Source organism: Agrobacterium sp. CCNWLW32, assembly GCF_037083425.1.
GTDB classification, from domain to species: Bacteria; Pseudomonadota; Alphaproteobacteria; order Rhizobiales; family Rhizobiaceae; genus Agrobacterium; species Agrobacterium radiobacter.
On sequence record NZ_JBAOJM010000003.1, the window covers coordinates 586,600 to 608,155 of the forward strand.

The 21,556-nt window shown below is 58.0% G+C and carries 19 protein-coding genes and 1 tRNA gene; 14 read left to right on the forward strand and 6 right to left on the reverse strand.

All coding sequences use genetic code 11. The features are described 5' to 3' along the window. Window positions 1-23: 23 nt before the first annotated feature. Together V6R85_RS10140 and V6R85_RS10145 are read right to left on the reverse strand one after the other, a co-directional pair. A complete protein-coding gene (locus tag V6R85_RS10140; RefSeq protein WP_003507677.1) occupies window positions 24-218 on the reverse strand; it encodes a hypothetical protein in 195 nt (64 codons plus the stop codon). A gap of 117 nt (window positions 219-335) precedes the next feature. Then, the gene (locus V6R85_RS10145; RefSeq protein ID WP_111834764.1) at window positions 336-662 is read right to left on the reverse strand and encodes a BA14K family protein; all 327 of its coding nucleotides are present in this window, start codon (window positions 660-662) and stop codon (window positions 336-338) included. A gap of 297 nt (window positions 663-959) precedes the next feature. On the opposite strand from V6R85_RS10145, the gene V6R85_RS10150 reads away from it, so the two are divergent. Next, a complete protein-coding gene (locus tag V6R85_RS10150; protein WP_060726362.1) occupies window positions 960-1,409 on the forward strand; it encodes a hypothetical protein in 450 nt (149 codons plus the stop codon). Between the two features lie 651 nt (window positions 1,410-2,060). Continuing rightward, window positions 2,061-2,429: an MliC family protein gene (locus V6R85_RS10155; protein ID WP_111834765.1), complete on the forward strand. Its 369-nt coding sequence runs from the start codon at window positions 2,061-2,063 to the stop codon at window positions 2,427-2,429. Window positions 2,430-2,898: 469 nt separating this feature from the next. Here V6R85_RS10155 and V6R85_RS10160 read toward each other — a convergent pair whose 3' ends face one another. Beyond that, window positions 2,899-3,531 (reverse strand): TerC family protein, encoded by a 633-nt coding sequence (locus tag V6R85_RS10160; RefSeq protein ID WP_003507682.1) that lies wholly within the window; start codon window positions 3,529-3,531, stop codon window positions 2,899-2,901. A gap of 402 nt (window positions 3,532-3,933) precedes the next feature. Here V6R85_RS10160 and tuf point away from each other — a divergent pair, with 402 nt between their 5' ends. From tuf to rpoC, 11 genes are all read left to right on the forward strand, one after another. Beyond that, window positions 3,934-5,109, forward strand: a complete 1,176-nt coding sequence (gene tuf / locus V6R85_RS10165) for an elongation factor Tu (protein WP_003507684.1) — start codon at window positions 3,934-3,936, stop codon at window positions 5,107-5,109. A gap of 141 nt (window positions 5,110-5,250) precedes the next feature. Beyond that, a complete protein-coding gene (locus V6R85_RS10170) occupies window positions 5,251-6,144 on the forward strand; it encodes an NAD-dependent epimerase/dehydratase family protein (protein WP_003507686.1) in 894 nt (297 codons plus the stop codon). A 125-nt stretch (window positions 6,145-6,269) separates the two neighbouring features. Continuing rightward, a tRNA-Trp gene (locus V6R85_RS10175) sits at window positions 6,270-6,345 on the forward strand. Between the two features lie 183 nt (window positions 6,346-6,528). Then, complete coding sequence (secE, locus tag V6R85_RS10180; RefSeq protein WP_003507689.1) at window positions 6,529-6,729, forward strand: preprotein translocase subunit SecE; 201 nt, start codon at window positions 6,529-6,531, stop codon at window positions 6,727-6,729. A gap of 23 nt (window positions 6,730-6,752) precedes the next feature. Then, complete coding sequence (gene nusG / locus V6R85_RS10185; RefSeq protein WP_003507690.1) at window positions 6,753-7,283, forward strand: transcription termination/antitermination protein NusG; 531 nt, start codon at window positions 6,753-6,755, stop codon at window positions 7,281-7,283. Between the two features lie 144 nt (window positions 7,284-7,427). Beyond that, entirely contained in the window at window positions 7,428-7,859 is a 432-nt protein-coding gene (rplK, locus tag V6R85_RS10190; RefSeq protein ID WP_003507702.1) for a 50S ribosomal protein L11, read from the forward strand. A gap of 2 nt (window positions 7,860-7,861) precedes the next feature. Then, entirely contained in the window at window positions 7,862-8,557 is a 696-nt protein-coding gene (rplA, locus tag V6R85_RS10195; protein ID WP_003507704.1) for a 50S ribosomal protein L1, read from the forward strand. Between the two features lie 355 nt (window positions 8,558-8,912). Further along, a complete protein-coding gene (rplJ, locus tag V6R85_RS10200; RefSeq protein ID WP_003507705.1) occupies window positions 8,913-9,431 on the forward strand; it encodes a 50S ribosomal protein L10 in 519 nt (172 codons plus the stop codon). Between the two features lie 59 nt (window positions 9,432-9,490). Then, a complete protein-coding gene (rplL, locus tag V6R85_RS10205; protein ID WP_003507708.1) occupies window positions 9,491-9,868 on the forward strand; it encodes a 50S ribosomal protein L7/L12 in 378 nt (125 codons plus the stop codon). A 263-nt stretch (window positions 9,869-10,131) separates the two neighbouring features. Continuing rightward, the gene (rpoB, locus tag V6R85_RS10210; RefSeq protein ID WP_003507718.1) at window positions 10,132-14,268 is read left to right on the forward strand and encodes a DNA-directed RNA polymerase subunit beta; all 4,137 of its coding nucleotides are present in this window, start codon (window positions 10,132-10,134) and stop codon (window positions 14,266-14,268) included. 181 nt (window positions 14,269-14,449) lie between these two features. After that, the gene (gene rpoC / locus V6R85_RS10215) at window positions 14,450-18,658 is read left to right on the forward strand and encodes a DNA-directed RNA polymerase subunit beta' (protein WP_003507719.1); all 4,209 of its coding nucleotides are present in this window, start codon (window positions 14,450-14,452) and stop codon (window positions 18,656-18,658) included. Window positions 18,659-18,812: 154 nt separating this feature from the next. Here rpoC and V6R85_RS10220 read toward each other — a convergent pair whose 3' ends face one another. The 3 genes from V6R85_RS10220 to V6R85_RS10230 form a co-directional block, all read right to left on the reverse strand. Then, window positions 18,813-19,898: a helix-turn-helix transcriptional regulator gene (locus V6R85_RS10220; protein ID WP_111835059.1), complete on the reverse strand. Its 1,086-nt coding sequence runs from the start codon at window positions 19,896-19,898 to the stop codon at window positions 18,813-18,815. Window positions 19,899-19,996: 98 nt separating this feature from the next. Continuing rightward, window positions 19,997-20,347 carry a VOC family protein gene (locus V6R85_RS10225; protein ID WP_003507721.1) on the reverse strand — a complete coding sequence of 117 codons (351 nt, stop codon included), beginning with the start codon at window positions 20,345-20,347 and terminating at the stop codon, window positions 19,997-19,999. A gap of 11 nt (window positions 20,348-20,358) precedes the next feature. Then, window positions 20,359-20,652 carry a hypothetical protein gene (locus V6R85_RS10230; protein ID WP_003507722.1) on the reverse strand — a complete coding sequence of 98 codons (294 nt, stop codon included), beginning with the start codon at window positions 20,650-20,652 and terminating at the stop codon, window positions 20,359-20,361. A gap of 526 nt (window positions 20,653-21,178) precedes the next feature. Here V6R85_RS10230 and rpsL point away from each other — a divergent pair. Further along, on the forward strand, window positions 21,179-21,550 hold the full coding sequence (rpsL, locus tag V6R85_RS10235) for a 30S ribosomal protein S12 (RefSeq protein WP_003507760.1): 372 nt from the start codon (window positions 21,179-21,181) through the stop codon (window positions 21,548-21,550). Window positions 21,551-21,556: the final 6 nt, after the last annotated feature.

Genomic DNA, 21,556 nt, shown 5'->3' on the forward strand with positions numbered 1-21,556 from the left:
AAGCCGGTTGGCGGGGCGAGCGTTCAGACTGCATCGAGCGCTGACTGGATTCGCAGTTTCTCCGCATCCAGTTCGCTCAGCCTTCCCATATGCGCCGTGATTTCCTCAAAGATCGAGGTGCGATCCGTTTTCGACAGACGCTCCACGCGACGCAGGGCTGTAATGACCTCGATCAGGTCAATTCGTTCCTGCTCAAGCTTTTCCAGATTCCACAACATCGCGTTTTCTCCGTTGGCACACGGTTCAAATGGCCAGATGGGAGAAAGGTTCAAACCGGTAGAATTTAAGGTAAATTTTATCTTGTCGGAAACGGCGCGGCCCGGGCCGCAGCCGAATCAATAGGGCGAGAGACATTGCATCCGTGTGCCGCCAGCCGCCATATAGCTGTTGTCGGTGGGATGGTAGGATGTGTAACGCGTCGCACACCATTTTACATGGTTGATCTCGGCCTGCGACAGGGCGTAACCGTTGGGCGTGGCGTCTTCGCCTTTTCCTGCCGCAAAGGCTGAGGCGGGATAGCTTCGCTGGTCTGAGGTCTGTGCCTGTTGCTGTGTCTCATAGGCCGGCTGTATGAGGCTCAAAGCATGGGCGGGCACGACAAAAGCGGCAGATATTGCGACGCCAAGAGCGAGCGCGGAGATAGTCTTCGGCATCCTCAACATCGATAAATCCTCGTTATTCGTTCGGTATGCTAACGAAAACTTAGGAAATTCGTTCCGGTGAAGGGTTGACCTCACACGAACACGTGATTCTTGGGATTGGGTGCTGGGGATGCCCGGTTCCTGCGACGGGGCCTTCAAGATGACGGCGCGGTGCCGGCTTCACCACGAAGATGGTGTGTCCGGTGAGCAAGTGCCGTGCCCCGTCGATCTGAGTTTCCGTCTCTACCGCACTGCTCGTTGACAAGCGGAAAATCCGGTCAGATAGTCGGCCGGCAATCATGCACACGGGAGTCTTCAATGTTGAACAGGGTTGTCATTCTCTCATCCTTTGCGCTGCTGGCATCGGCGGCGTTCGTCTCCCCCGCAGCCGCACTCACCATGAAGGAGTGCAGCGTGAAGTATCAGGCGGCGAAAGCCGACGGGTCCGCCAAGGACGTCAAGTGGAACGACTATCGCGCCAAGTTCTGCGGCAGCGAGGCGGCCGCTGAGGATGCGGCCGACGACAAGCAGGTCGCGGCCACCACCGAAAAAGAACCCGCAAAAGCGACGATAAAGGCCCCGAAGGGCGTCGCTTTCCCGAGTGCTGTCGATAAGAAGTATTCAAGCGAGACGCCCGGCAAGGCCCGCCTGAAAACCTGCGTCGACTCCTACCACAAGAACAAGAGTGACGGCACGCTCGGCGATCTGAAATGGATCCAGAAGGGCGGCGGTTACTGGAGCCTGTGCAACACCGCCCTGAAGAGCTGAGGCAGGCGGCGGGTCAATGACCGCTGCTCCGCTATTGGCGCGTTATCCGAGATAGATTCGGATAACGCGTGTGGTCTCGGTTGCGATCGACTGTCCCGCATCGTCTTTGCCTGCGCCTCCTCGCCCATGGCCCTTTGCTGCCGTCGCCGGCATGTGAGGATATGACGTCCCATCCGCGATCAGGACCTGTTCGCGGATGGACCTGTTTCTCGATGGGGTGAAACTCCCTAGACGGGCAACCACGTTTTAGGACGGGTAAAAACTGCGAATGGCTTGAGATTCAATCTCTTGATAGAACGAATTGACCCTGCGGCTTGATCCGCATCCAGCAATTCAACGGTTACGGCTGTCTGATGACGGCTCGCCGGCAATGTGGGCGGATGACCAGACGATTTCGAAACTATCTCACGGTGCTGGCCATATCGCTGCTGATGTGGACGGTGATCCTTGGCGTCGTTTATTGGCTGTTTCGATAGGTTTTGCCCCGGCCTGCCGGACGGAATGAAAGTGCCGCATGGTCCGGTGCGGCGTTGATCTGCCGCATGTTTGCGAGGCCGGGTTTCCCGAAAATTTGATAGGCGCGAGGCGGCGGCCCCATTTCGGCTTTGCTGGCATGACCTTATGATCCGGTGACATCAGGAAAGGATCATCATGAATAAAACCGTTGCCGCGATATCTCTTGCAGCTTTTTCCGTATCGCTCGCTACCGGCGCCATGGCTGAAGACCTGGTGATTCCGCTTCCGAAGGACACGACGGTCGAAAAGGTGGAGGCGGTCTATCAATGCGCCGCCGACAAGGTGGAGGCCGTCTATTTTAATGCGGGCGAGGTCAGCCTCGTGCGACTGGGGCTGAAGGATGGCGTGACGGTCGCCGCAAATGTCATTTCGGCCTCGGGCGCCAAATATCAGGGCGGTATTTATGTCTGGTGGTCGAAGGGTGACGAGGCGGATCTTTACGATCTGATGGCGGACCCGGAGATGAAAAAGCCGGTTCATTGCGTGGACGTGAAGAAATCCTGAGCGCTGGACTTTCCCTCAAAGGAGCGGCGGCAGGGCGGTTCCTGAAAACCTTGCCATGCCGCCGGTCAGCGTGGGAGTGCGCGCGCGGCGCGTTCAGCCAAGAACGAGCGACGCAAGAAGCGCCAGCAGGATAAGAGAGCTGGCGACAACACCGAGCCTCACCCTGCGAAGGCGGCGGGTACGACCGCCGCTCCAGTCATAAGCCATTGGCAGCTTTACCTTTCTTTTTATTATTATGACTTATTGACTAGCTCCCTAGGCTTGCCCGTGGCTGACCTCAACTGTCAGAAACCACCAGCGAGAATTCACGATTCCCTGTCTTCTCCTGATGTTGCAGCAATTGCGACGATTGATTCTTCCTGTTCTGCAACGGCGAAACCGGGTGAGGGATTTGACGGTCGCAGGTCACGAAAAAGGCCCGGAAACTGGCGTTTCCGGGCCTTGTGCAAAAGCGTTTCTACTGGCGGTGTCAGCCGAGATAGGCCTGGATATAGGGCAGAACCTCGAGCGTGCCGTGGTAGAGCATGTTGAGCGCCACATAGATGATGACCATGAGGCCGAGGTAGGAAATCCAGCGATAGCGGTGCAGGAGCTTGGCGACGAAGTTGGCGGCGAGGCCCATCAGCGCGATCGACACGACGAGGCCGATGATCAGCACCGTCACGTGTTCCTGCGCAGCGCCGGCGACGGCAAGGACGTTGTCCAGCGACATGGAGACGTCGGCGATGACGATCTGGGTCGCTGCCTGGAAGAAGGTCTTGTGACCCTTGGTCAGGTCGGCCTCTTCGTCGGTCACCTCGTCTTCGATGGAACCTGCGGCGTCACGCAGTTCCGTCCACATCTTCCAGCACACCCAGGCGAGCAGCAGTCCGCCGAATAATTGCAGGCCGACAATGGCAAGAAGCTGGACGGTGACGGCGGCAAAGCCGATGCGCAGAACCGTGGCGGCGATGATGCCGACCAGGATCGCCTTGCGGCGAAGATGAGCAGGCAGACCGGCGGCGGCAAGGCCGATGACGATGGCGTTGTCGCCCGCCAGAACGAGGTCGATTGCAATGACCTGCAAAAATGCCGTGAAACCGGCAGCTGTGAAGATTTCCATGGGATAGTCCTGAAACGGATAGAGATGTCGCGAGGGAAAAGCGACGGATCGAGATATGGCATGGGATGGCGCGCGCGCCGGATTCCAATCGCCCGTCTCCCCCCGGCGATGGAATGCACTTAAGCCATCATGCCGGTGCAGGTAAAGAAGTTGTGATAGAAATATCTTGTTTAGTGATTAGCTAGGCTGACGGAGGGGGGCTCCCGGCCGACGTCTGCCTCACCCTCGCGAGGGTTTAAATGTCGCAAACCAGACACCATATACAGGCCTCAAGGCACGCTTAAGGCGCGCGCGAAGACGCTTTCATAATTAAGTCTTGCGCATTCGCTTACAAAGCCTTAAACGGCGACACCAAACCGGTGCGCCGGGGAAACTACTTCACGTTCACAGGAAGCAATTCACATGGCAAAGAGCAAGTTCGAGCGCAATAAGCCGCACGTCAACATTGGCACGATCGGTCACGTTGACCATGGCAAGACGTCGCTGACGGCAGCAATCACGAAGTTCTTCGGCGAGTTCAAGGCGTATGACCAGATCGACGCGGCTCCGGAAGAAAAGGCTCGTGGTATCACGATCTCGACGGCACACGTTGAATACGAGACGCCTGCCCGTCACTACGCGCACGTCGACTGCCCCGGCCACGCCGACTACGTGAAGAACATGATCACCGGTGCTGCCCAGATGGACGGCGCGATCCTGGTTTGCTCTGCAGCTGACGGCCCGATGCCGCAGACGCGCGAGCACATCCTGCTTGCCCGCCAGGTTGGCGTTCCGGCAATCGTCGTGTTCCTCAACAAGGTCGACCAGGTTGACGACGCCGAGCTTCTCGAGCTCGTTGAACTGGAAGTTCGCGAACTTCTGTCGTCCTACGACTTCCCGGGCGACGATATCCCGATCATCAAGGGTTCGGCACTTGCCGCTCTTGAAGATTCTGACAAGAAGATCGGTGAAGACGCAATCCGCGAGCTGATGGCTGCTGTTGACGCCTACATCCCGACGCCTGAGCGTCCGATCGACCAGCCGTTCCTGATGCCGATCGAAGACGTGTTCTCGATCTCTGGCCGTGGTACGGTTGTGACGGGTCGCGTTGAGCGCGGTATCGTCAAGGTTGGTGAAGAAGTCGAAATCGTCGGCATCCGTCCGACCTCGAAGACGACTGTTACCGGCGTTGAAATGTTCCGCAAGCTGCTCGATCAGGGCCAGGCTGGCGACAACATCGGTGCACTGGTTCGCGGTGTTACCCGTGACGGCGTTGAGCGTGGTCAGATCCTGTGCAAGCCGGGTTCGGTCAAGCCGCACAAGAAGTTCATGGCAGAAGCCTACATCCTGACGAAGGAAGAAGGCGGCCGTCATACGCCGTTCTTCACGAACTACCGTCCGCAGTTCTACTTCCGTACGACTGACGTGACCGGCATCGTGTCGCTTCCTGAAGGCACGGAAATGGTTATGCCTGGCGACAACGTCACCGTTGAAGTCGAGCTGATCGTTCCGATCGCGATGGAAGAAAAGCTGCGCTTCGCTATCCGCGAAGGCGGCCGTACCGTCGGCGCCGGCATCGTGGCTTCGATCGTCGAGTAATCTTCGGGCCTGAAAAGGCTTGACGGAAACCCCGCTGGAGACAGCGGGGTTTTTTGTTTTGTATTGCGCGTTAGGGGAGGGTGGCTTTCGCCTCCCTGTCCGGGCTGCTACTTCGTTGCCGGGGAGATGATGAGGAGTATCATGAAGAAGCGCGTTCTATTTACCGGTGGTTCCGGCAAGGCCGGCAGGCATGTGATCCCGTGGCTTATCGACAAGGGTTATGAGGTCCACAACATCGATCTCGTTCCGCTCGACAGGCCGAGCGTCACCAATCTCATTGTCGACATCACCGACAGCGGGCAGGTCTTTAATGCCCTGTCCATGCACAGGAACTTTGCAGAGCTCGAAAGCGGGAAGGGTGTTTTGCCCTATGATGCGGTGATCCACTTCGCCGCGGTTCCGCGCATTCTGATAAAGCCCGACAATGAGACGTTCCGCATCAATACAATGGGAACCTACAACGTCATCGAGGCTGCGGTGAAGCTTGGTATCCGCAAGATCGTCATCGCATCGAGCGAAACCACCTACGGGGTCTGTTTTGCCGAGGGTGAAAAGGATTTCCACCATTTCCCGCTTGAGGAAGACTATGATGTCGATCCGATGGATTCCTACGGGCTGTCGAAGGTGGTGAACGAAAAGACGGCACGGGCATTTGCCGAGCGAAGCGGATACGACATTTACGCGCTGCGAATCGGCAATGTCATCGAACCGCATGAATATGAGAAGTTTCCCGGCTTCTTCGCCCGTCCGGAAACGCGCAAACGCAATGCCTGGGGTTACATCGATGCGCGCGATCTTGGCCAGATCTGCCATCTGTGCATCGAGAAGGACGGCCTCGGTTATCAGGTCTTCAACGCCGTCAATGATACAGCGACAGCGACGGTCCCCACGCGCGAGCTTGCGCAGACTTATTTCCCTGACGTGCAATTCCGCCGCGAGATCGGGGATCATGAGGGGTTGATCTCCAACCGCAAGATTCGCGAGGTCCTGGGCTTCAGCGAAGAACATGACTGGCGGAAATACGTTAAAACCTGAGAGGCGCAGGATTTTCGGGGGCGGAGTGGAAAAAACAAAAAACACACTTGCCATTCCTTTCCCTGCACCTTAAAGGAGCGCATACCGAATTGGCCAAGCGATTTCGCGGCCGATTCAGGTGCTGAAGGGGTATAGCTCAGTTGGTAGAGCGGCGGTCTCCAAAACCGCAGGTCGGGGGTTCGAGCCCCTCTGCCCCTGCCACTTTCCATTCGCAAGCGCGGTTTTCGCTGCATGGCAGATGGGGCCGGATTTCCGGCGAATTTCGCCGAATGTCGATTTCCTCTTGTTAAAAGTGGAATCGGTGTTTATGTAAGGTCAAAACAGACACGCGGTGCGTGGGGCTGATTAGTTCGGCTTTACGCGCCGTAATTGCGTGGGCAGTCAATGGCATCCAAAACCAATCCGTTTACGTTTCTGCAGCAGGTTCGCGCCGAAGCGTCAAAAATCACTTGGCCGTCGCGCCGCGAGACCATGATTTCGACGGCTATGGTGCTGGTGATGGTCATTTTTGCGGCTCTGTTCTTCTTTGCTGCTGACCAGCTCATCGGCTGGGTGCTTAGCCTCGTGCTGAACGTCGGCCGGTAACGGATTGAACGGAGAATAAAAAAATGGCAGCGCGCTGGTATATCGTTCACGCATATTCGAATTTCGAAAAGAAGGTCGCTGAGTCGATCGAAGAGAAGGCCCGTCAGAAGGGTCTTTCTCATCTGTTCGAGAAAATCCTCGTGCCGACCGAAAAGGTTGTCGAGGTGCGTCGTGGCCGTAAGGTCGACAGCGAGCGCAAGTTCTTTCCAGGTTACGTGCTGGTGCGCGCCAACCTGACGGATGAGGCCTATCACCTCATCAAGAACACGCCGAAGGTTACCGGTTTCCTCGGTTCGGACAGCAAGCCTGTTCCGATTCCCGATTATGAAGCCGAGCGTATCCTCGGTCAGGTTCAGGAAGGTGTCGAGCGTCCGAAGTCTTCGGTTTCGTTCGAGATCGGCGAGCAGGTTCGCGTTTCCGACGGTCCGTTCGCGTCGTTCAACGGCGTTGTTCAGGATGTCGACGAAGAGCGTTCGCGCCTGAAGGTGGAAGTTTCGATTTTCGGCCGCGCTACGCCGGTCGAGCTGGAATACAATCAGGTCGAGAAGGTCTGATTGGCGGGGCAAGACCCCAAGCGCGTGGAAGGCAAACTGGCTCTTTAAGCCGGAGCAGGGCGCCGCACCACGCAACCGCAGCCGCCGGAGCAATCCGGCTTAAGGGAAGCCGGGTAACCGGTTTGAATTGAAAGGCAGAGAGATATGGCTAAGAAAGTTGCAGGCCAGCTCAAGTTGCAGGTAAAGGCCGGGGCGGCCAATCCGTCCCCGCCGATCGGTCCGGCACTTGGTCAGCGTGGCATTAACATCATGGAATTCTGCAAGGCGTTCAATGCCGCCACGCAGGAAATGGAAAAGGGTATGCCGATTCCGGTCGTCATCACCTATTACCAGGACAAGTCCTTCACCTTCGTCATGAAGCAGCCGCCGATGACGTATTGGCTGAAGAAGGAAGCCAAGATCACCTCCGGTTCCAAGACGCCTGGCAAGGGCGCCAAGATCGGCTCCATCACCAAGGCTCAGGTCAAGACGATCGCAGAAGCCAAGATGAAGGATCTGAACGCAGCCGACATCGAAGGCGCAATGGCAATGGTTGAGGGCTCCGCCCGCGCCATGGGCCTGGAAGTGGTAGGTTGATCATGGCCAAGGTAGCAAAGCGCATTCAGAAGATCCGCGAAGGTGTGGATCCCAACAAGCTTTACGTTCTCACCGACGCCATTTCGATGGTCAAGGAACGTGCTGTCGCCAAGTTCGATGAAACCGTTGAAGTTTCGATGAACCTCGGCGTTGACCCGCGCCACGCGGACCAGATGGTTCGTGGCGTTGTCAACCTGCCGAACGGCACGGGCCGTGACGTTCGCGTCGCCGTCTTCGCCCGTGGCGCCAAGGCTGATGAAGCCACGGCTGCTGGCGCTGACGTTGTTGGTGCAGAAGAACTGGTTGAAATCGTTCAGGGCGGCAAGATCGACTTCGATCGTTGCATCGCGACCCCGGACATGATGCCGCTCGTCGGCCGTCTCGGCAAGGTACTCGGCCCGCGTGGCATGATGCCGAACCCGAAGGTCGGTACGGTGACCATGGATGTTGCCGGCGCCGTCAAGGCGTCCAAGGGCGGCGCTGTCGAGTTCCGCGTCGAAAAGGCCGGTATCGTACACGCTGGCGTTGGCAAGGCTTCGTTCGACGCCAAGGCTCTTGAGGAAAACATCAAGGCTTTCGCCGATGCCGTCATCAAGGCAAAGCCGGCTGGCGCCAAGGGCAACTATGTCAAGCGCGTCGCCATTTCCTCGACCATGGGTCCGGGCGTCAAGATCGACCCTTCGTCGGTTACGGCTTAATCAATTCTCGCGCTTCCCAAGGGAAGTGTGAATAAAAGAATTTCCGGCTCCCAGGAGCCGGAGATTTCCGGGGAAACCCGGAACTCCTGTCCGAGATTGCGGGTGGCCATTTCCTTCGGGGCCTGGCCTTAATCATTCAACCTGCATGAGACGGGTGAGGCTGGATTTGAGGTATCTGCTGATGCCTGACTGTCCGGTTCGAACCTGGTGTGCCTGTGCCTGAAGCCGTTTGCGGCGACAGAGCGGGGGACAGGATCCTCGAGCGTCGCTCGGGATCTTTGTAAAAAGGTCCCTTGGGGCAAAGGCAAACCCGACGGGTTCACAATCATGTGGTCCCGTCTACTGGAGACAGACAGTGGAAAGAGCGGAAAAACGCGAATTCGTCACGGAGCTGAACGAAGTCTTCAAGGCTTCCGGTTCGGTTGTCGTGGCCCACTATGCTGGTGTCACCGTTGCGCAGATGAACGACTTCCGTTCGAAGATGCGCGCTGCCGGAGGCACCGTCAAGGTCGCGAAGAACCGCCTGGCCAAGATCGCTCTTCAGGGCACGGAGTCGGAAGGGATGACAAATCTCTTCAAGGGCCAGACGCTGATTGCATACAGCGTCGACCCGATGATCGCTCCGAAAGTCGTCATGGATTTCGCAAAGACCAACGACAAGGTCGTTGTTCTCGGTGGTTCCATGGGTGCAACCACGCTCAACGCCGAAGCAGTCAAGTCGCTTGCGACCCTGCCTTCGCTGGACGAGCTGCGCGCAAAGCTGCTGGGCCTTCTCAATGCCCCGGCAACTCGCGTCGCTACGGTTGTCGCCGCACCTGCAAGCCAGCTGGCACGGGTGTTCTCGGCTTACGCCAAGAAGGACGAAGCCGCTTAAGGCGGTTTTTCGCTGTAAATATTCAAACTGGTTCGAACTGAACAAAAGGAACTATCAAAATGGCTGATCTCGCAAAGATCGTAGAAGACCTCTCCACCCTGACCGTTCTGGAAGCTGCAGAACTGTCCAAGCTTCTCGAAGAAAAGTGGGGCGTTTCCGCTGCTGCTCCGGTAGCTGTTGCTGCTGCTGGCGGTGCTGGCGTTGCTGCTGCTGTTGAAGAAGAAAAGACTGAATTCGACGTGATCCTGGTTGACGCTGGCGCCAACAAGATCAACGTCATCAAGGAAGTCCGCGCTATCACGGGCCTCGGCCTGAAGGAAGCCAAGGACCTCGTTGAAGGCGCTCCGAAGGCTGTCAAGGAAGCTGTTTCCAAGGCTGAAGCTGCTGATCTCAAGAAGAAGCTTGAAGAAGCCGGCGCCAAGGTCGACGTTAAGTAATCTTGCGATTGCTGGCGGGAAGGGGCTTCATGCCCCTTTCCGTCGTCATCGTTTTTAAAACTCATTACCCAAAAGCCGCGTGAAAATGGCTTTTGGGTAATGGGTTCTTCAAGAGAATGGTTCCGAACCGGCTCATCTAGGCAATCCGGCCTGATCGATCCGGGATGTGGAACGAGATTGATGAAACCCATTGCTTGACGGGATCGACTGGCCATCGGTTCCCGTCCGTTGCAGGCCCGGATGCAATTTTTAAAGGAGCGACGATGGCTCAGACCCTTTCGTTTAACGGTCGCAGGCGCGTACGCAAGTTTTTCGGCAAAATTCCAGAAGTAGCGGAAATGCCGAACCTCATCGAGGTTCAGAAGGCTTCGTACGACCAGTTTCTCATGGTTGACGAGCCCAAGGGTGGCCGTCCCGACGAGGGATTGAATGCCGTATTCAAGTCCGTATTCCCGATCACCGATTTTTCCGGCGCCTCCATGCTCGAATTCGTGTCCTACGAATTCGAAGCGCCGAAGTTCGACGTAGAGGAATGCCGTCAGCGCGATCTGACCTATGCAGCGCCGCTGAAGGTGACGCTGCGCCTCATCGTGTTCGATATCGATGAAGATACGGGCGCGAAGTCCATCAAGGACATCAAGGAACAGTCCGTCTACATGGGCGACATGCCGCTCATGACCAATAACGGTACGTTCATCGTCAACGGCACCGAGCGCGTCATCGTTTCGCAGATGCACCGTTCGCCGGGCGTGTTCTTCGATCACGACAAGGGCAAGAGCCATTCTTCCGGCAAGCTGCTTTTCGCTGCCCGCGTTATCCCGTATCGCGGTTCCTGGCTCGACATCGAATTCGACGCCAAGGACATCGTCTATGCGCGTATCGACCGTCGCCGCAAGCTGCCCGTGACCTCGCTCCTGATGGCGCTCGGCATGGACGGCGAAGAAATCCTGTCGACCTTCTATACCAAGGCTACCTACGAGCGCGCCGGTGACGGCTGGCGTATCCCGTTCCAGCCTGACGCGCTGAAGAATGCCAAGGTCATCACCGACATGATCGACGCCGACACCGGCGAAGTTGTTGTCGAGGGTGGCAAGAAGCTGACCCCGCGCCTTATCCGCCAGCTAGTCGACAAGGGCCTGAAGGCGCTTAAGGCGACTGACGAAGACCTCTACGGAAACTTCCTGGCCGAAGACATCGTCAACTACGAGACGGGTGAAATCTATCTCGAAGCTGGCGACGAAATCGACGAGAAGACGCTTGGCCTGATCCTTCAGTCCGGCTTCGACGAGATTCCGGTTCTCAACATCGACCACGTCAATGTTGGCGCCTACATCCGTAACACGCTCTCCGTTGACAAGAACCAGAACCGCCAGGAAGCGCTGTTCGACATCTACCGCGTCATGCGTCCGGGCGAACCGCCGACCATGGACTCCGCGGAAGCGATGTTCAACTCGCTGTTCTTCGATGCAGAGCGTTACGATCTCTCGGCTGTTGGCCGCGTGAAGATGAACATGCGTCTCGACCTCGATGCGGAAGACACCGTGCGCACGCTGCGCAAGGAAGACATCCTCGCCGTCGTCAAGATGCTGGTCGAACTGCGCGACGGCAAGGGCGAAATCGACGACATCGACAACCTCGGCAACCGCCGTGTACGTTCGGTCGGCGAGCTGATGGAAAACCAGTACCGTCTCGGCCTTCTGCGCATGGAACGTGCGATCAAGGAACGTATGTCCTCGATCGAAATCGACACCGTGATGCCGCAGGACCTGATCAATGCAAAGCCGGCAGCTGCCGCCGTTCGCGAATTCTTCGGTTCCTCGCAGCTGTCGCAGTTCATGGACCAGGTGAACCCGCTTTCGGAAATCACCCACAAGCGTCGTCTTTCGGCTCTTGGACCGGGTGGTCTGACCCGCGAGCGCGCCGGCTTCGAAGTCCGCGACGTTCACCCGACCCACTACGGCCGTATTTGCCCGATCGAAACGCCGGAAGGCCCGAACATCGGTCTGATCAACTCGCTTGCCACCTTTGCCCGCGTCAACAAGTACGGCTTCATCGAAAGCCCGTACCGCAAGATCATCGACGGCAAGGTGACGACCGACGTTATCTACCTCTCCGCCATGGAAGAGGCCAAGTACTACGTCGCACAGGCCAATGCCGAACTCGATGGCGAAGGCGCCTTCACTGAAGAGTTCGTCGTCTGCCGTCACTCGGGCGAAGTTATGCTCGCACCGCGCGACAACATCAACCTGATGGACGTTTCGCCGAAGCAGCTCGTTTCGGTCGCGGCGGCTCTCATTCCGTTCCTGGAAAACGACGACGCCAACCGCGCTCTCATGGGCTCGAACATGCAGCGTCAGGCCGTTCCGCTTCTGCGGGCGGAAGCGCCGTTCGTCGGCACAGGCATGGAACCGATCGTCGCCCGTGACTCCGGCGCTGCCATCGCAGCTCGCCGCGGCGGTGTCGTCGACCAGGTCGATGCGACGCGTATCGTTATCCGCGCTACGGAAGAACTCGATGCCGGCAAGTCGGGCGTTGATATCTACCGTCTGCAGAAGTTCCAGCGTTCGAACCAGAACACCTGCGTCAACCAGCGTCCGCTGGTCGCCGTCGGCGATCTCATCTCCAAGGGTGACATCATCGCGGACGGTCCGTCGACCGACCTCGGTGACCTGGCGCTCGGCCGCAACGCGCTCGTCGCGTTCATGCCCTGGAACGGCTACAACTACGAAGACTCGATCCTGATGTCGGAGCGTATCGTTTCCGACGACGTGTTCACCTCCATCCACATCGAAGAATTCGAAGTGATGGCGCGTGACACGAAGCTTGGTCCGGAAGAAATCACGCGCGACATTCCGAACGTTTCGGAAGAAGCGCTGAAGAACCTCGACGAAGCCGGTATCGTTTACATCGGTGCGGAAGTTCAGCCGGGCGACATCCTCGTCGGCAAGATCACGCCGAAGGGCGAAAGCCCGATGACGCCGGAAGAAAAGCTTCTGCGCGCCATCTTCGGTGAAAAGGCTTCCGACGTTCGCGACACCTCCATGCGCATGCCTCCGGGCACGTTCGGTACGGTCGTCGAAGTCCGCGTCTTCAACCGTCACGGTGTGGAGAAGGACGAGCGCGCGATGGCAATCGAGCGCGAAGAGATCGAACGTCTGGCGAAGGACCGCGACGACGAACAGGCAATCCTTGACCGTAACGTCTACGGCCGCCTGATCGACATGCTGCGTGGCCACGTTTCCATCGCTGGTCCGAAGGGCTTCAAGAAGGGCGTCGAGCTTTCCAACGCCGTCGTCTCCGAATATCCCCGCTCGCAGTGGTGGATGTTTGCAGTCGAAGACGAGAAGGCCCAGTCCGAACTGGAAGCGCTTCGCGGCCAGTACGACGAATCCAAGTCGCGCCTTGAACAGCGCTTCATGGACAAGGTCGAAAAGGTCCAGCGCGGCGATGAAATGCCTCCGGGCGTCATGAAGATGGTCAAGGTCTTTGTTGCTGTGAAGCGCAAGATCCAGCCGGGCGACAAGATGGCCGGCCGTCACGGTAACAAGGGCGTCGTCTCGCGTATCGTTCCGGTCGAAGACATGCCGTTCCTCGAAGACGGCACGCATGTCGACATCTGCTTGAACCCGCTCGGCGTGCCTTCGCGCATGAACGTCGGCCAGATCCTCGAAACCCACCTCGCATGGGCATGCGCAGGCATGGGCAAGAAGATCGGCGAGATGCTCGAAGAGTATCGCAAGACGATGGACATCAGCGAGCTTCGCACCGAGCTCACCGAAATCTATGCGAGTGAATCGCATGATGAGGTGCAGCGCTTTGATGACGAATCGCTGGTCAAGCTTGCCGAAGAAGCCAAGCGCGGTGTTTCCATCGCGACGCCGGTCTTCGACGGTGCGCATGAGCCTGACGTCGCCGCGATGCTGAAGAAGGCAGGTCTGCATGAATCCGGCCAGTCCGTCCTTTATGACGGTCGTACCGGTGAGCCGTTCGACCGCAAGGTCACCGTCGGCTACATGTACATGATCAAGCTGAACCACCTTGTTGACGACAAGATCCACGCTCGCTCGATCGGTCCTTACTCGCTCGTTACCCAGCAGCCGCTGGGCGGCAAGGCGCAGTTCGGCGGACAGCGCTTCGGGGAAATGGAAGTCTGGGCTCTGGAAGCATACGGCGCGGCTTACACGCTGCAGGAAATGCTCACCGTCAAGTCGGACGACGTGGCGGGCCGCACCAAGGTCTACGAGGCGATCGTCCGTGGTGACGACACGTTCGAGGCCGGCATTCCGGAGAGCTTCAACGTTCTCGTCAAGGAAATGCGGTCGCTCGGCCTTTCGGTCGAACTGGAGAACTCGAAGGTCGAGAACCAGTCCGAGGATCAGCTGCCCGACGCAGCGGAATAAAATTGAGAGAGGTGGGCGCCTTTTAGGCGCCTGCCGGTTCCTCCGGCAGCCTGCGGTTGCCGAGGGACACTTTCGCCGCATTGTGCGGTTAATCCGTATTTAAAGCTCTGGACGGTGACCCGGGAAGAAGCCGGTCCAGATGCAAACAGGGGCAGCAGCTAGCCTCTCAAGGAGACAAGGCATGAACCAAGAGGTCATGAATCTTTTCAATCCTCAGGTGCCTGCGCAGCATTTCGATTCCATCCGGATTTCGATCGCTTCGCCGGAAAAAATCCTGTCGTGGTCCTACGGCGAGATCAAGAAGCCGGAAACCATCAACTACCGTACGTTCAAGCCGGAACGCGACGGTCTTTTCTGCGCGCGCATTTTCGGACCGATCAAGGACTACGAATGCCTGTGCGGCAAGTACAAGCGCATGAAGTACAAGGGCATCATCTGCGAAAAGTGCGGCGTTGAAGTGACGCTGTCGCGCGTTCGCCGTGAGCGCATGGGCCATATCGAGCTCGCAGCGCCCGTTGCCCATATCTGGTTCCTGAAGTCGCTTCCCTCGCGTATCTCGACCTTGCTCGACATGACGCTGAAGGATGTCGAACGCGTTCTCTATTTCGAGAACTACATCGTCACCGAACCGGGCCTCACCTCGATGAAGCAGAACCAGCTTCTGTCCGAGGAAGAGTACATGATTGCCGTTGACGAATTCGGCGAAGACCAGTTCACCGCCATGATCGGCGCTGAAGCCATCTATGAGATGCTGGCTTCGATGAACCTCGAAAAGATCGCCGGCGACCTGCGTGCGGAACTTGCTGAGACCACGTCTGATCTCAAGCAGAAGAAGCTGATGAAGCGCCTGAAGATCGTCGAGAACTTCATGGAGAGCGGCAACCGTCCGGAATGGATGATCATGAAGGTCGTTCCGGTCATTCCGCCGGACCTGCGCCCGCTGGTTCCGCTGGATGGCGGCCGTTTTGCGACGTCCGACCTCAACGATCTCTATCGTCGCGTCATCAACCGTAACAACCGTCTGAAGCGCCTGATCGAGCTTCGTGCGCCTGGCATCATCATCCGCAACGAAAAGCGTATGTTGCAGGAATCCGTCGATGCGCTGTTCGATAACGGCCGTCGCGGCCGCGTCATCACGGGTGCCAACAAGCGTCCGCTGAAGTCGCTCTCCGACATGCTCAAGGGCAAGCAGGGCCGTTTCCGCCAGAACCTTCTCGGCAAGCGCGTCGACTATTCCGGTCGTTCGGTCATCGTGACCGGTCCGGAACTGAAGCTGCACCAGTGCGGCCTGCCGAAGAAGATGGCGCTCGAGCTGTTCAAGCCGTTCATCTACGCCCGCCTCGACGCCAAGGGTTACTCCTCGACCGTCAAGCAGGCCAAGAAGCTGGTTGAAAAGGAAAAGCCTGAAGTTTGGGATATCCTCGACGAGGTCATCCGCGAGCATCCGGTTCTCCTGAACCGCGCACCGACGCTGCACCGTCTGGGTATCCAGGCTTTCGAACCCATGCTGGTCGAAGGCAAGGCCATCCAGCTGCACCCGCTCGTCTGCACGGCCTTCAACGCTGACTTCGACGGTGACCAGATGGCTGTTCACGTTCCGCTTTCGCTGGAAGCCCAGCTGGAAGCGCGCGTGTTGATGATGTCGACCAACAACATCCTGCATCCGGCAAACGGCCACCCGATCATCGTTCCTTCGCAGGACATGGTTCTCGGCCTGTATTACCTGTCGATCATGAACCAGAACGAGCCGGGCGAAGGCATGGCCTTCTCGGATATCGGCGAACTGCATCACGCGCTTGAAAACAAGGTCGTGACGCTGCATGCCAAGATCCGTGGCCGCTTCAAGACCGTGGATGCCGACGGCAAGCCGGTTTCCAAGATCCATGAAACGACCCCTGGCCGTATGCTGATTGGCGAACTTCTGCCGAAGAACGTCAACGTGCCTTTCGACGTCTGCAACCAGGAAATGACCAAGAAGAACATCTCCAAGATGATCGACACGGTCTACCGCCATTGCGGCCAGAAAGACACGGTCATCTTCTGCGACCGCATCATGCAGCTCGGTTTTGCCCATGCCTGCCGCGCCGGCATTTCGTTCGGCAAGGACGACATGGTCATTCCGGACAGCAAGGTGAAGATCGTCGGTGACACCGAAGCTCTCGTGAAGGAATACGAACAGCAGTATAACGATGGTCTCATCACCCAGGGCGAAAAGTACAACAAGGTTGTCGACGCCTGGGGCAAGGCTACCGAAAAGGTCGCCGAAGAAATGATGGCACGCATCAAGGCTGTCGAGTTCGATCCGGAAACGGGCCGCCAGAAGCCGATGAACTCCATCTACATGATGTCCCACTCGGGCGCCCGTGGTTCTCCGAACCAGATGCGTCAGCTTGGCGGCATGCGCGGCCTGATGGCGAAGCCGTCGGGTGAAATCATCGAGACGCCGATCATCTCGAACTTCAAGGAAGGCCTGACCGTTAACGAGTACTTCAACTCGACCCACGGTGCCCGTAAGGGTCTCGCAGACACCGCCTTGAAGACCGCGAACTCGGGTTATCTTACCCGTCGTCTCGTCGACGTCGCGCAGGATTGCATCGTCAACTCCGTGGATTGCGGTACCGACAAGGGCCTCACCATGACCGCCATCGTCGATGCCGGTCAGGTTGTTGCCTCGCTTGGCGCACGTATTCTCGGCCGTACGGCTCTAGACGATATCGATCATCCGGTTTCCGGCGAGAACATCGTCAAGGCCGGCACGCTTATCGATGAGGCCGATGTGGCCGCCATCGAAAAGGCGGGCATCCAGTCCGTTCGCATCCGCTCCGCTCTGACCTGCGAAGTGCAGATCGGCGTCTGCGGCGTCTGCTACGGTCGTGACCTTGCACGCGGTACGCCTGTCAACATGGGCGAAGCCGTTGGCGTCATCGCCGCACAGTCGATCGGTGAACCGGGTACGCAGCTCACCATGCGTACGTTCCACCTTGGCGGTACGGCGAACGTGGTCGACCAGTCGTTCCTCGAAGCGTCGTATGAAGGCACGATCCAGATCAAGAACCGCAACATCCTGCGGAACTCGGAAGGCGTTCTCATCGCCATGGGTCGTAACATGTCCGTTACGATCCTTGATGAGCGCGGCGCGGAACGTTCCTCGCAGCGTGTCGCTTACGGTTCGAAGATCTTCGTGGATGATGGCGACAAGGTTAAGCGTGGCCAGCGTCTTGCAGAGTGGGACCCCTACACCCGTCCGATGATGACGGAAGTGGAAGGTACCGTTCACTTCGAAGACCTCGTCGACGGTCTCTCCGTTCTGGAAGCGACCGACGAATCCACCGGCATCACCAAGCGTCAGGTCATTGACTGGCGTTCGACGCCGCGCGGTTCGGACTTGAAGCCCGCGATCATCATCAAGGACGCTTCCGGCGCTGTGGCGAAGCTTAGCCGTGGTGGCGAAGCTCGCTTCCATCTGTCCGTGGATGCCATCCTGTCGGTCGAGCCGGGTTCCAAGGTCTCCCAGGGTGACGTGCTTGCACGTTCGCCGCTGGAAAGCGCCAAGACGAAGGACATCACCGGTGGTCTGCCGCGTGTTGCCGAACTGTTCGAAGCACGTCGTCCGAAGGATCACGCCATCATCGCCGAGATTGATGGTACGATCCGCCTCGGCCGCGACTACAAGAACAAGCGTCGCGTGATGATCGAGCCTGCGGAAGACGGCGTCGAGCCGGTCGAATACCTGATCCCGAAGGGCAAGCCCTTCCATCTTCAGGAAGGCGACTACATCGAGAAGGGCGAATACATTCTCGACGGCAACCCGGCGCCGCACGACATTCTGGCGATCAAGGGCGTGGAGGCTCTGGCTTCCTACCTCGTGAACGAAATCCAGGAAGTCTATCGACTGCAGGGCGTTGTGATCAACGACAAGCACATCGAGGTGATCGTTCGCCAGATGCTGCAGAAGGTTGAAATCACCGATGCTGGCGACAGCCAGTACATCGTTGGCGACAACGTCGATCGCATCGAGCTTGACGACAACAACGACCGCCTGATCGAAGAAGGCAAGAAGCCTGCCTATGGCGAGCCGGTTCTGCTCGGCATCACCAAGGCTTCGCTGCAGACGCCGTCCTTCATCTCGGCCGCATCCTTCCAGGAAACCACCAAGGTTCTCACGGAAGCTGCGATCGCCGGCAAGACGGACACGCTGCAGGGCCTCAAGGAAAACGTCATCGTCGGCCGTCTCATCCCGGCCGGTACCGGCGGCACCATGACGCAGATCCGCCGCATCGCCACCTCGCGCGACGACCTCATCCTCGAGGAACGCCGCAAGGGTACGGGTGCAGGCTCTGCGAACCAGATGCTGCAGGACATGACGGACCAGGCTCCGGCCGCCGAATAAGGTCAGACAGGGCAGGGGCTTTACGAAGCCCCGCCAAAGGTTCAATGGAAACGCCCGGAGCAATCCGGGCGTTTTTGTTTGTGTGGAAGCCACCGGCGAGTCAGCGCGATTTTACGATTTGTCTTTGAGATTATCTTCAGCCGCGCGGCGAGGGTCAGCTCTGTTCGCGGATGTTATAGCGGGTGAGAACGGAGAGCCGGCGAACGAGATCAGTTTGGCCGGTGCTGCCAGTCTTCGCATAGATCGACTTGGCGTTGCTGCGCACCGTTTCATGGGAAATCTGCAATTGCTTCGCCACGGCGGGAAGCGAGAGCCCCTTCATGATTTCCAGAGCCACGCGGGCCTCGCGCTTGGTGAGATCGTATAGCCCTTTTAACAGTGACGTTGCATCGGTGATGGTGCCCATGGGTTGCGATATCAGCACGATGGCGGAACCTTTCGGGGACAAATCCAGTGCGTTCCTGCGCAGCGGTATGACGTGGAGGATGCAGGACCGATCTTCGCCGGTCGGGAGGGGGAAAGAGCCGGCATTATCTCCGGCGAGCGCCTTATAGAGCAGCCGGTTTACTCTTTCGTCTGACACCACGATCCTGTCGCGGGCACGGGTGGAAATACATTTCCTGAGAGAGAGAAACATGTCGTTTGCGGAGAGGATACGCCCGCTCGCCTGTAGCACCGCCGCTGGCGCGCCTATGGCGTTCAGCCCGAGCGTCATGGCGTCGGCCTTCTGTCGCTGCAGCCGGGTTGCGAGGGTGAGGCTGCGGGCAATGTGTGGCCTCAGCCGGCCCAGCGCCGCCATGGTTTCCGGCCCGATGACGCCGCTATCGAGTTTGCGTTCGAAAAGCACTGTCATTTCCGGATGATCCGGTGGCGCAATCTGCGTTGCCGCGCCATATCCCAATCCGCGCGGCATCAGGAAGTCACGCACGATCGGCAATCCGGCCCATTCGTCATGGGTGAAGACGTCAAAATCCTGTACGAAGGAAAACTGTCCTTCGCGGATTGCGCGGGTTAGGCGATCGTTGCGCCTGTTCCAGCCGCCTTCCATGAAGGCCTGCATCACGTCCTGCAGATTGGGGGTAAAGAGCCATGCCTCTTCCTCACCCTTGCCCCAGGTAAGCGCACCGCCCCAGAAATCCAGGCGGTTACCGATTGTCTCTATGACCTCAGCCCAGCGATCAGGGAAAAGTGCCGCCTCGTAAATGTCATCGATAATGTCTGCTGAAGATATATTATCCAACCCGCCACCGGAATTTTGCGCCGGTACTATTGTAAGCTCATATTTTGGTATTGTTCAACGGATAAAGAAATAATACTATTGTATTAAAAGTATATAATCTATGAGTGACTTAATATATTGATAAGTTTGCCGAAGGGGTCGCGCACGAAAAGGCGGCGTACGCCCCATGCCTCGACGGCGGGGCCGTATTCGATGGGCAGCCCGGCCTTCAGGATTCTGGCGTGGACCTCCTCGAAATCATCAACCTCGATCGAAAGGTCCGGCACATCATTGCCGGAGCCGCCTTCACTTGCGAAGCTGACCTGTGCTCTTGCTTCGAGCGGGCTGGCATGGGTGACGATCCAGCCGTGATCCATGGCGACGGGCATGCCGAGAATATCGCAATAAAACGCCTTCGCCCGCGCTGGGTCGGGCGTTTCTATATTGGCGACGACCCGTCTTACCGCCATGGATTTGCGCCTCAGGCGAAACGGATGATGGCGACTTCGCCTTCGAGCGCGCCCTGATAGGCGGAAGCGTGCGGCTCTTCATCGGGAACTTCGGTCAGCATGCCGATCTGGTCGAGGTCCGCTTCGATGAAGCCTTCCTCGGAAAGCGCGTTCAGCGTTTCGCGCACGGCGGTATCGTCGTCCGGCGCCCGCAAAATGACGTGGATGTCGATGCCTTCGGAATTGTCGTGCTCATAGGCCTTGCCGATGACGATGAAGACCATCGGCTCTTCGCGTCCGTTGTCGTTGTCGGGGAGGGTGCTCATGACGCGGTTCCTTGATCATTCGTTGCTGTAATGGGGGCCGATGGAATCGGTTCCGCCCGTGGCGGCGCTGCTCCGGCTCGCCACAGGGAATCAATAGACGGATTTTATGAAAAGCCAAAGCGTGGAGGTCGAAATCGCAACCTTCTGCGCCGACTTATGTTAAAGCTGGCTGGAAATGGCCCGGACGCGGGCTTCGTGGCCGCGGGCGCGCGGGCAAAATGCGGATTCGCCCTTGACGAAAGCTGGCTAAAACAGTAGTACGCCCGCCATCGGAGCCTCTGTGGGTGCTGGCCGTTCGGAAAGCTTTTTCCCGAACATCATCTCAAACGGGTCTCCATTGCACGTAGAAGACACGAATGTTGCACGCAAGACGCCTCATCCGGTGTCCTCTGCTCTTGGTGGTCCATCCGTGAAACCGGATCGGGCCACGTTTTGCGCATGAGGATATATGCGTGCATCGTCGCCGGCAACGGCATAGCCGCCACCCGTGAGGGTGGCTTAAGTAGTTTTTGCAAGGGATGGTTATATGCCTACCGTAAACCAGCTGATCCGCAAGCCTCGCCAGGCACAGGTAAAGCGCAACAAGGTTCCTGCTCTTCAGGAAAACCCGCAGAAGCGTGGTGTTTGCACCCGCGTTTACACGACGACCCCGAAGAAGCCGAACTCGGCTCTGCGTAAGGTTGCCAAGATCCGCCTCACCAACGGCTTCGAAGTCATCGGTTACATTCCGGGCGAAGGTCACAACCTTCAGGAACACTCCGTGGTCATGATCCGCGGCGGCCGCGTAAAGGACTTGCCGGGTGTGCGTTACCACATCATCCGCGGTGTTCTCGATACCCAGGGCGTCAAGAACCGCAAGCAGCGCCGCTCCAAGTACGGTGCGAAGCGTCCGAAGTAATTCGGG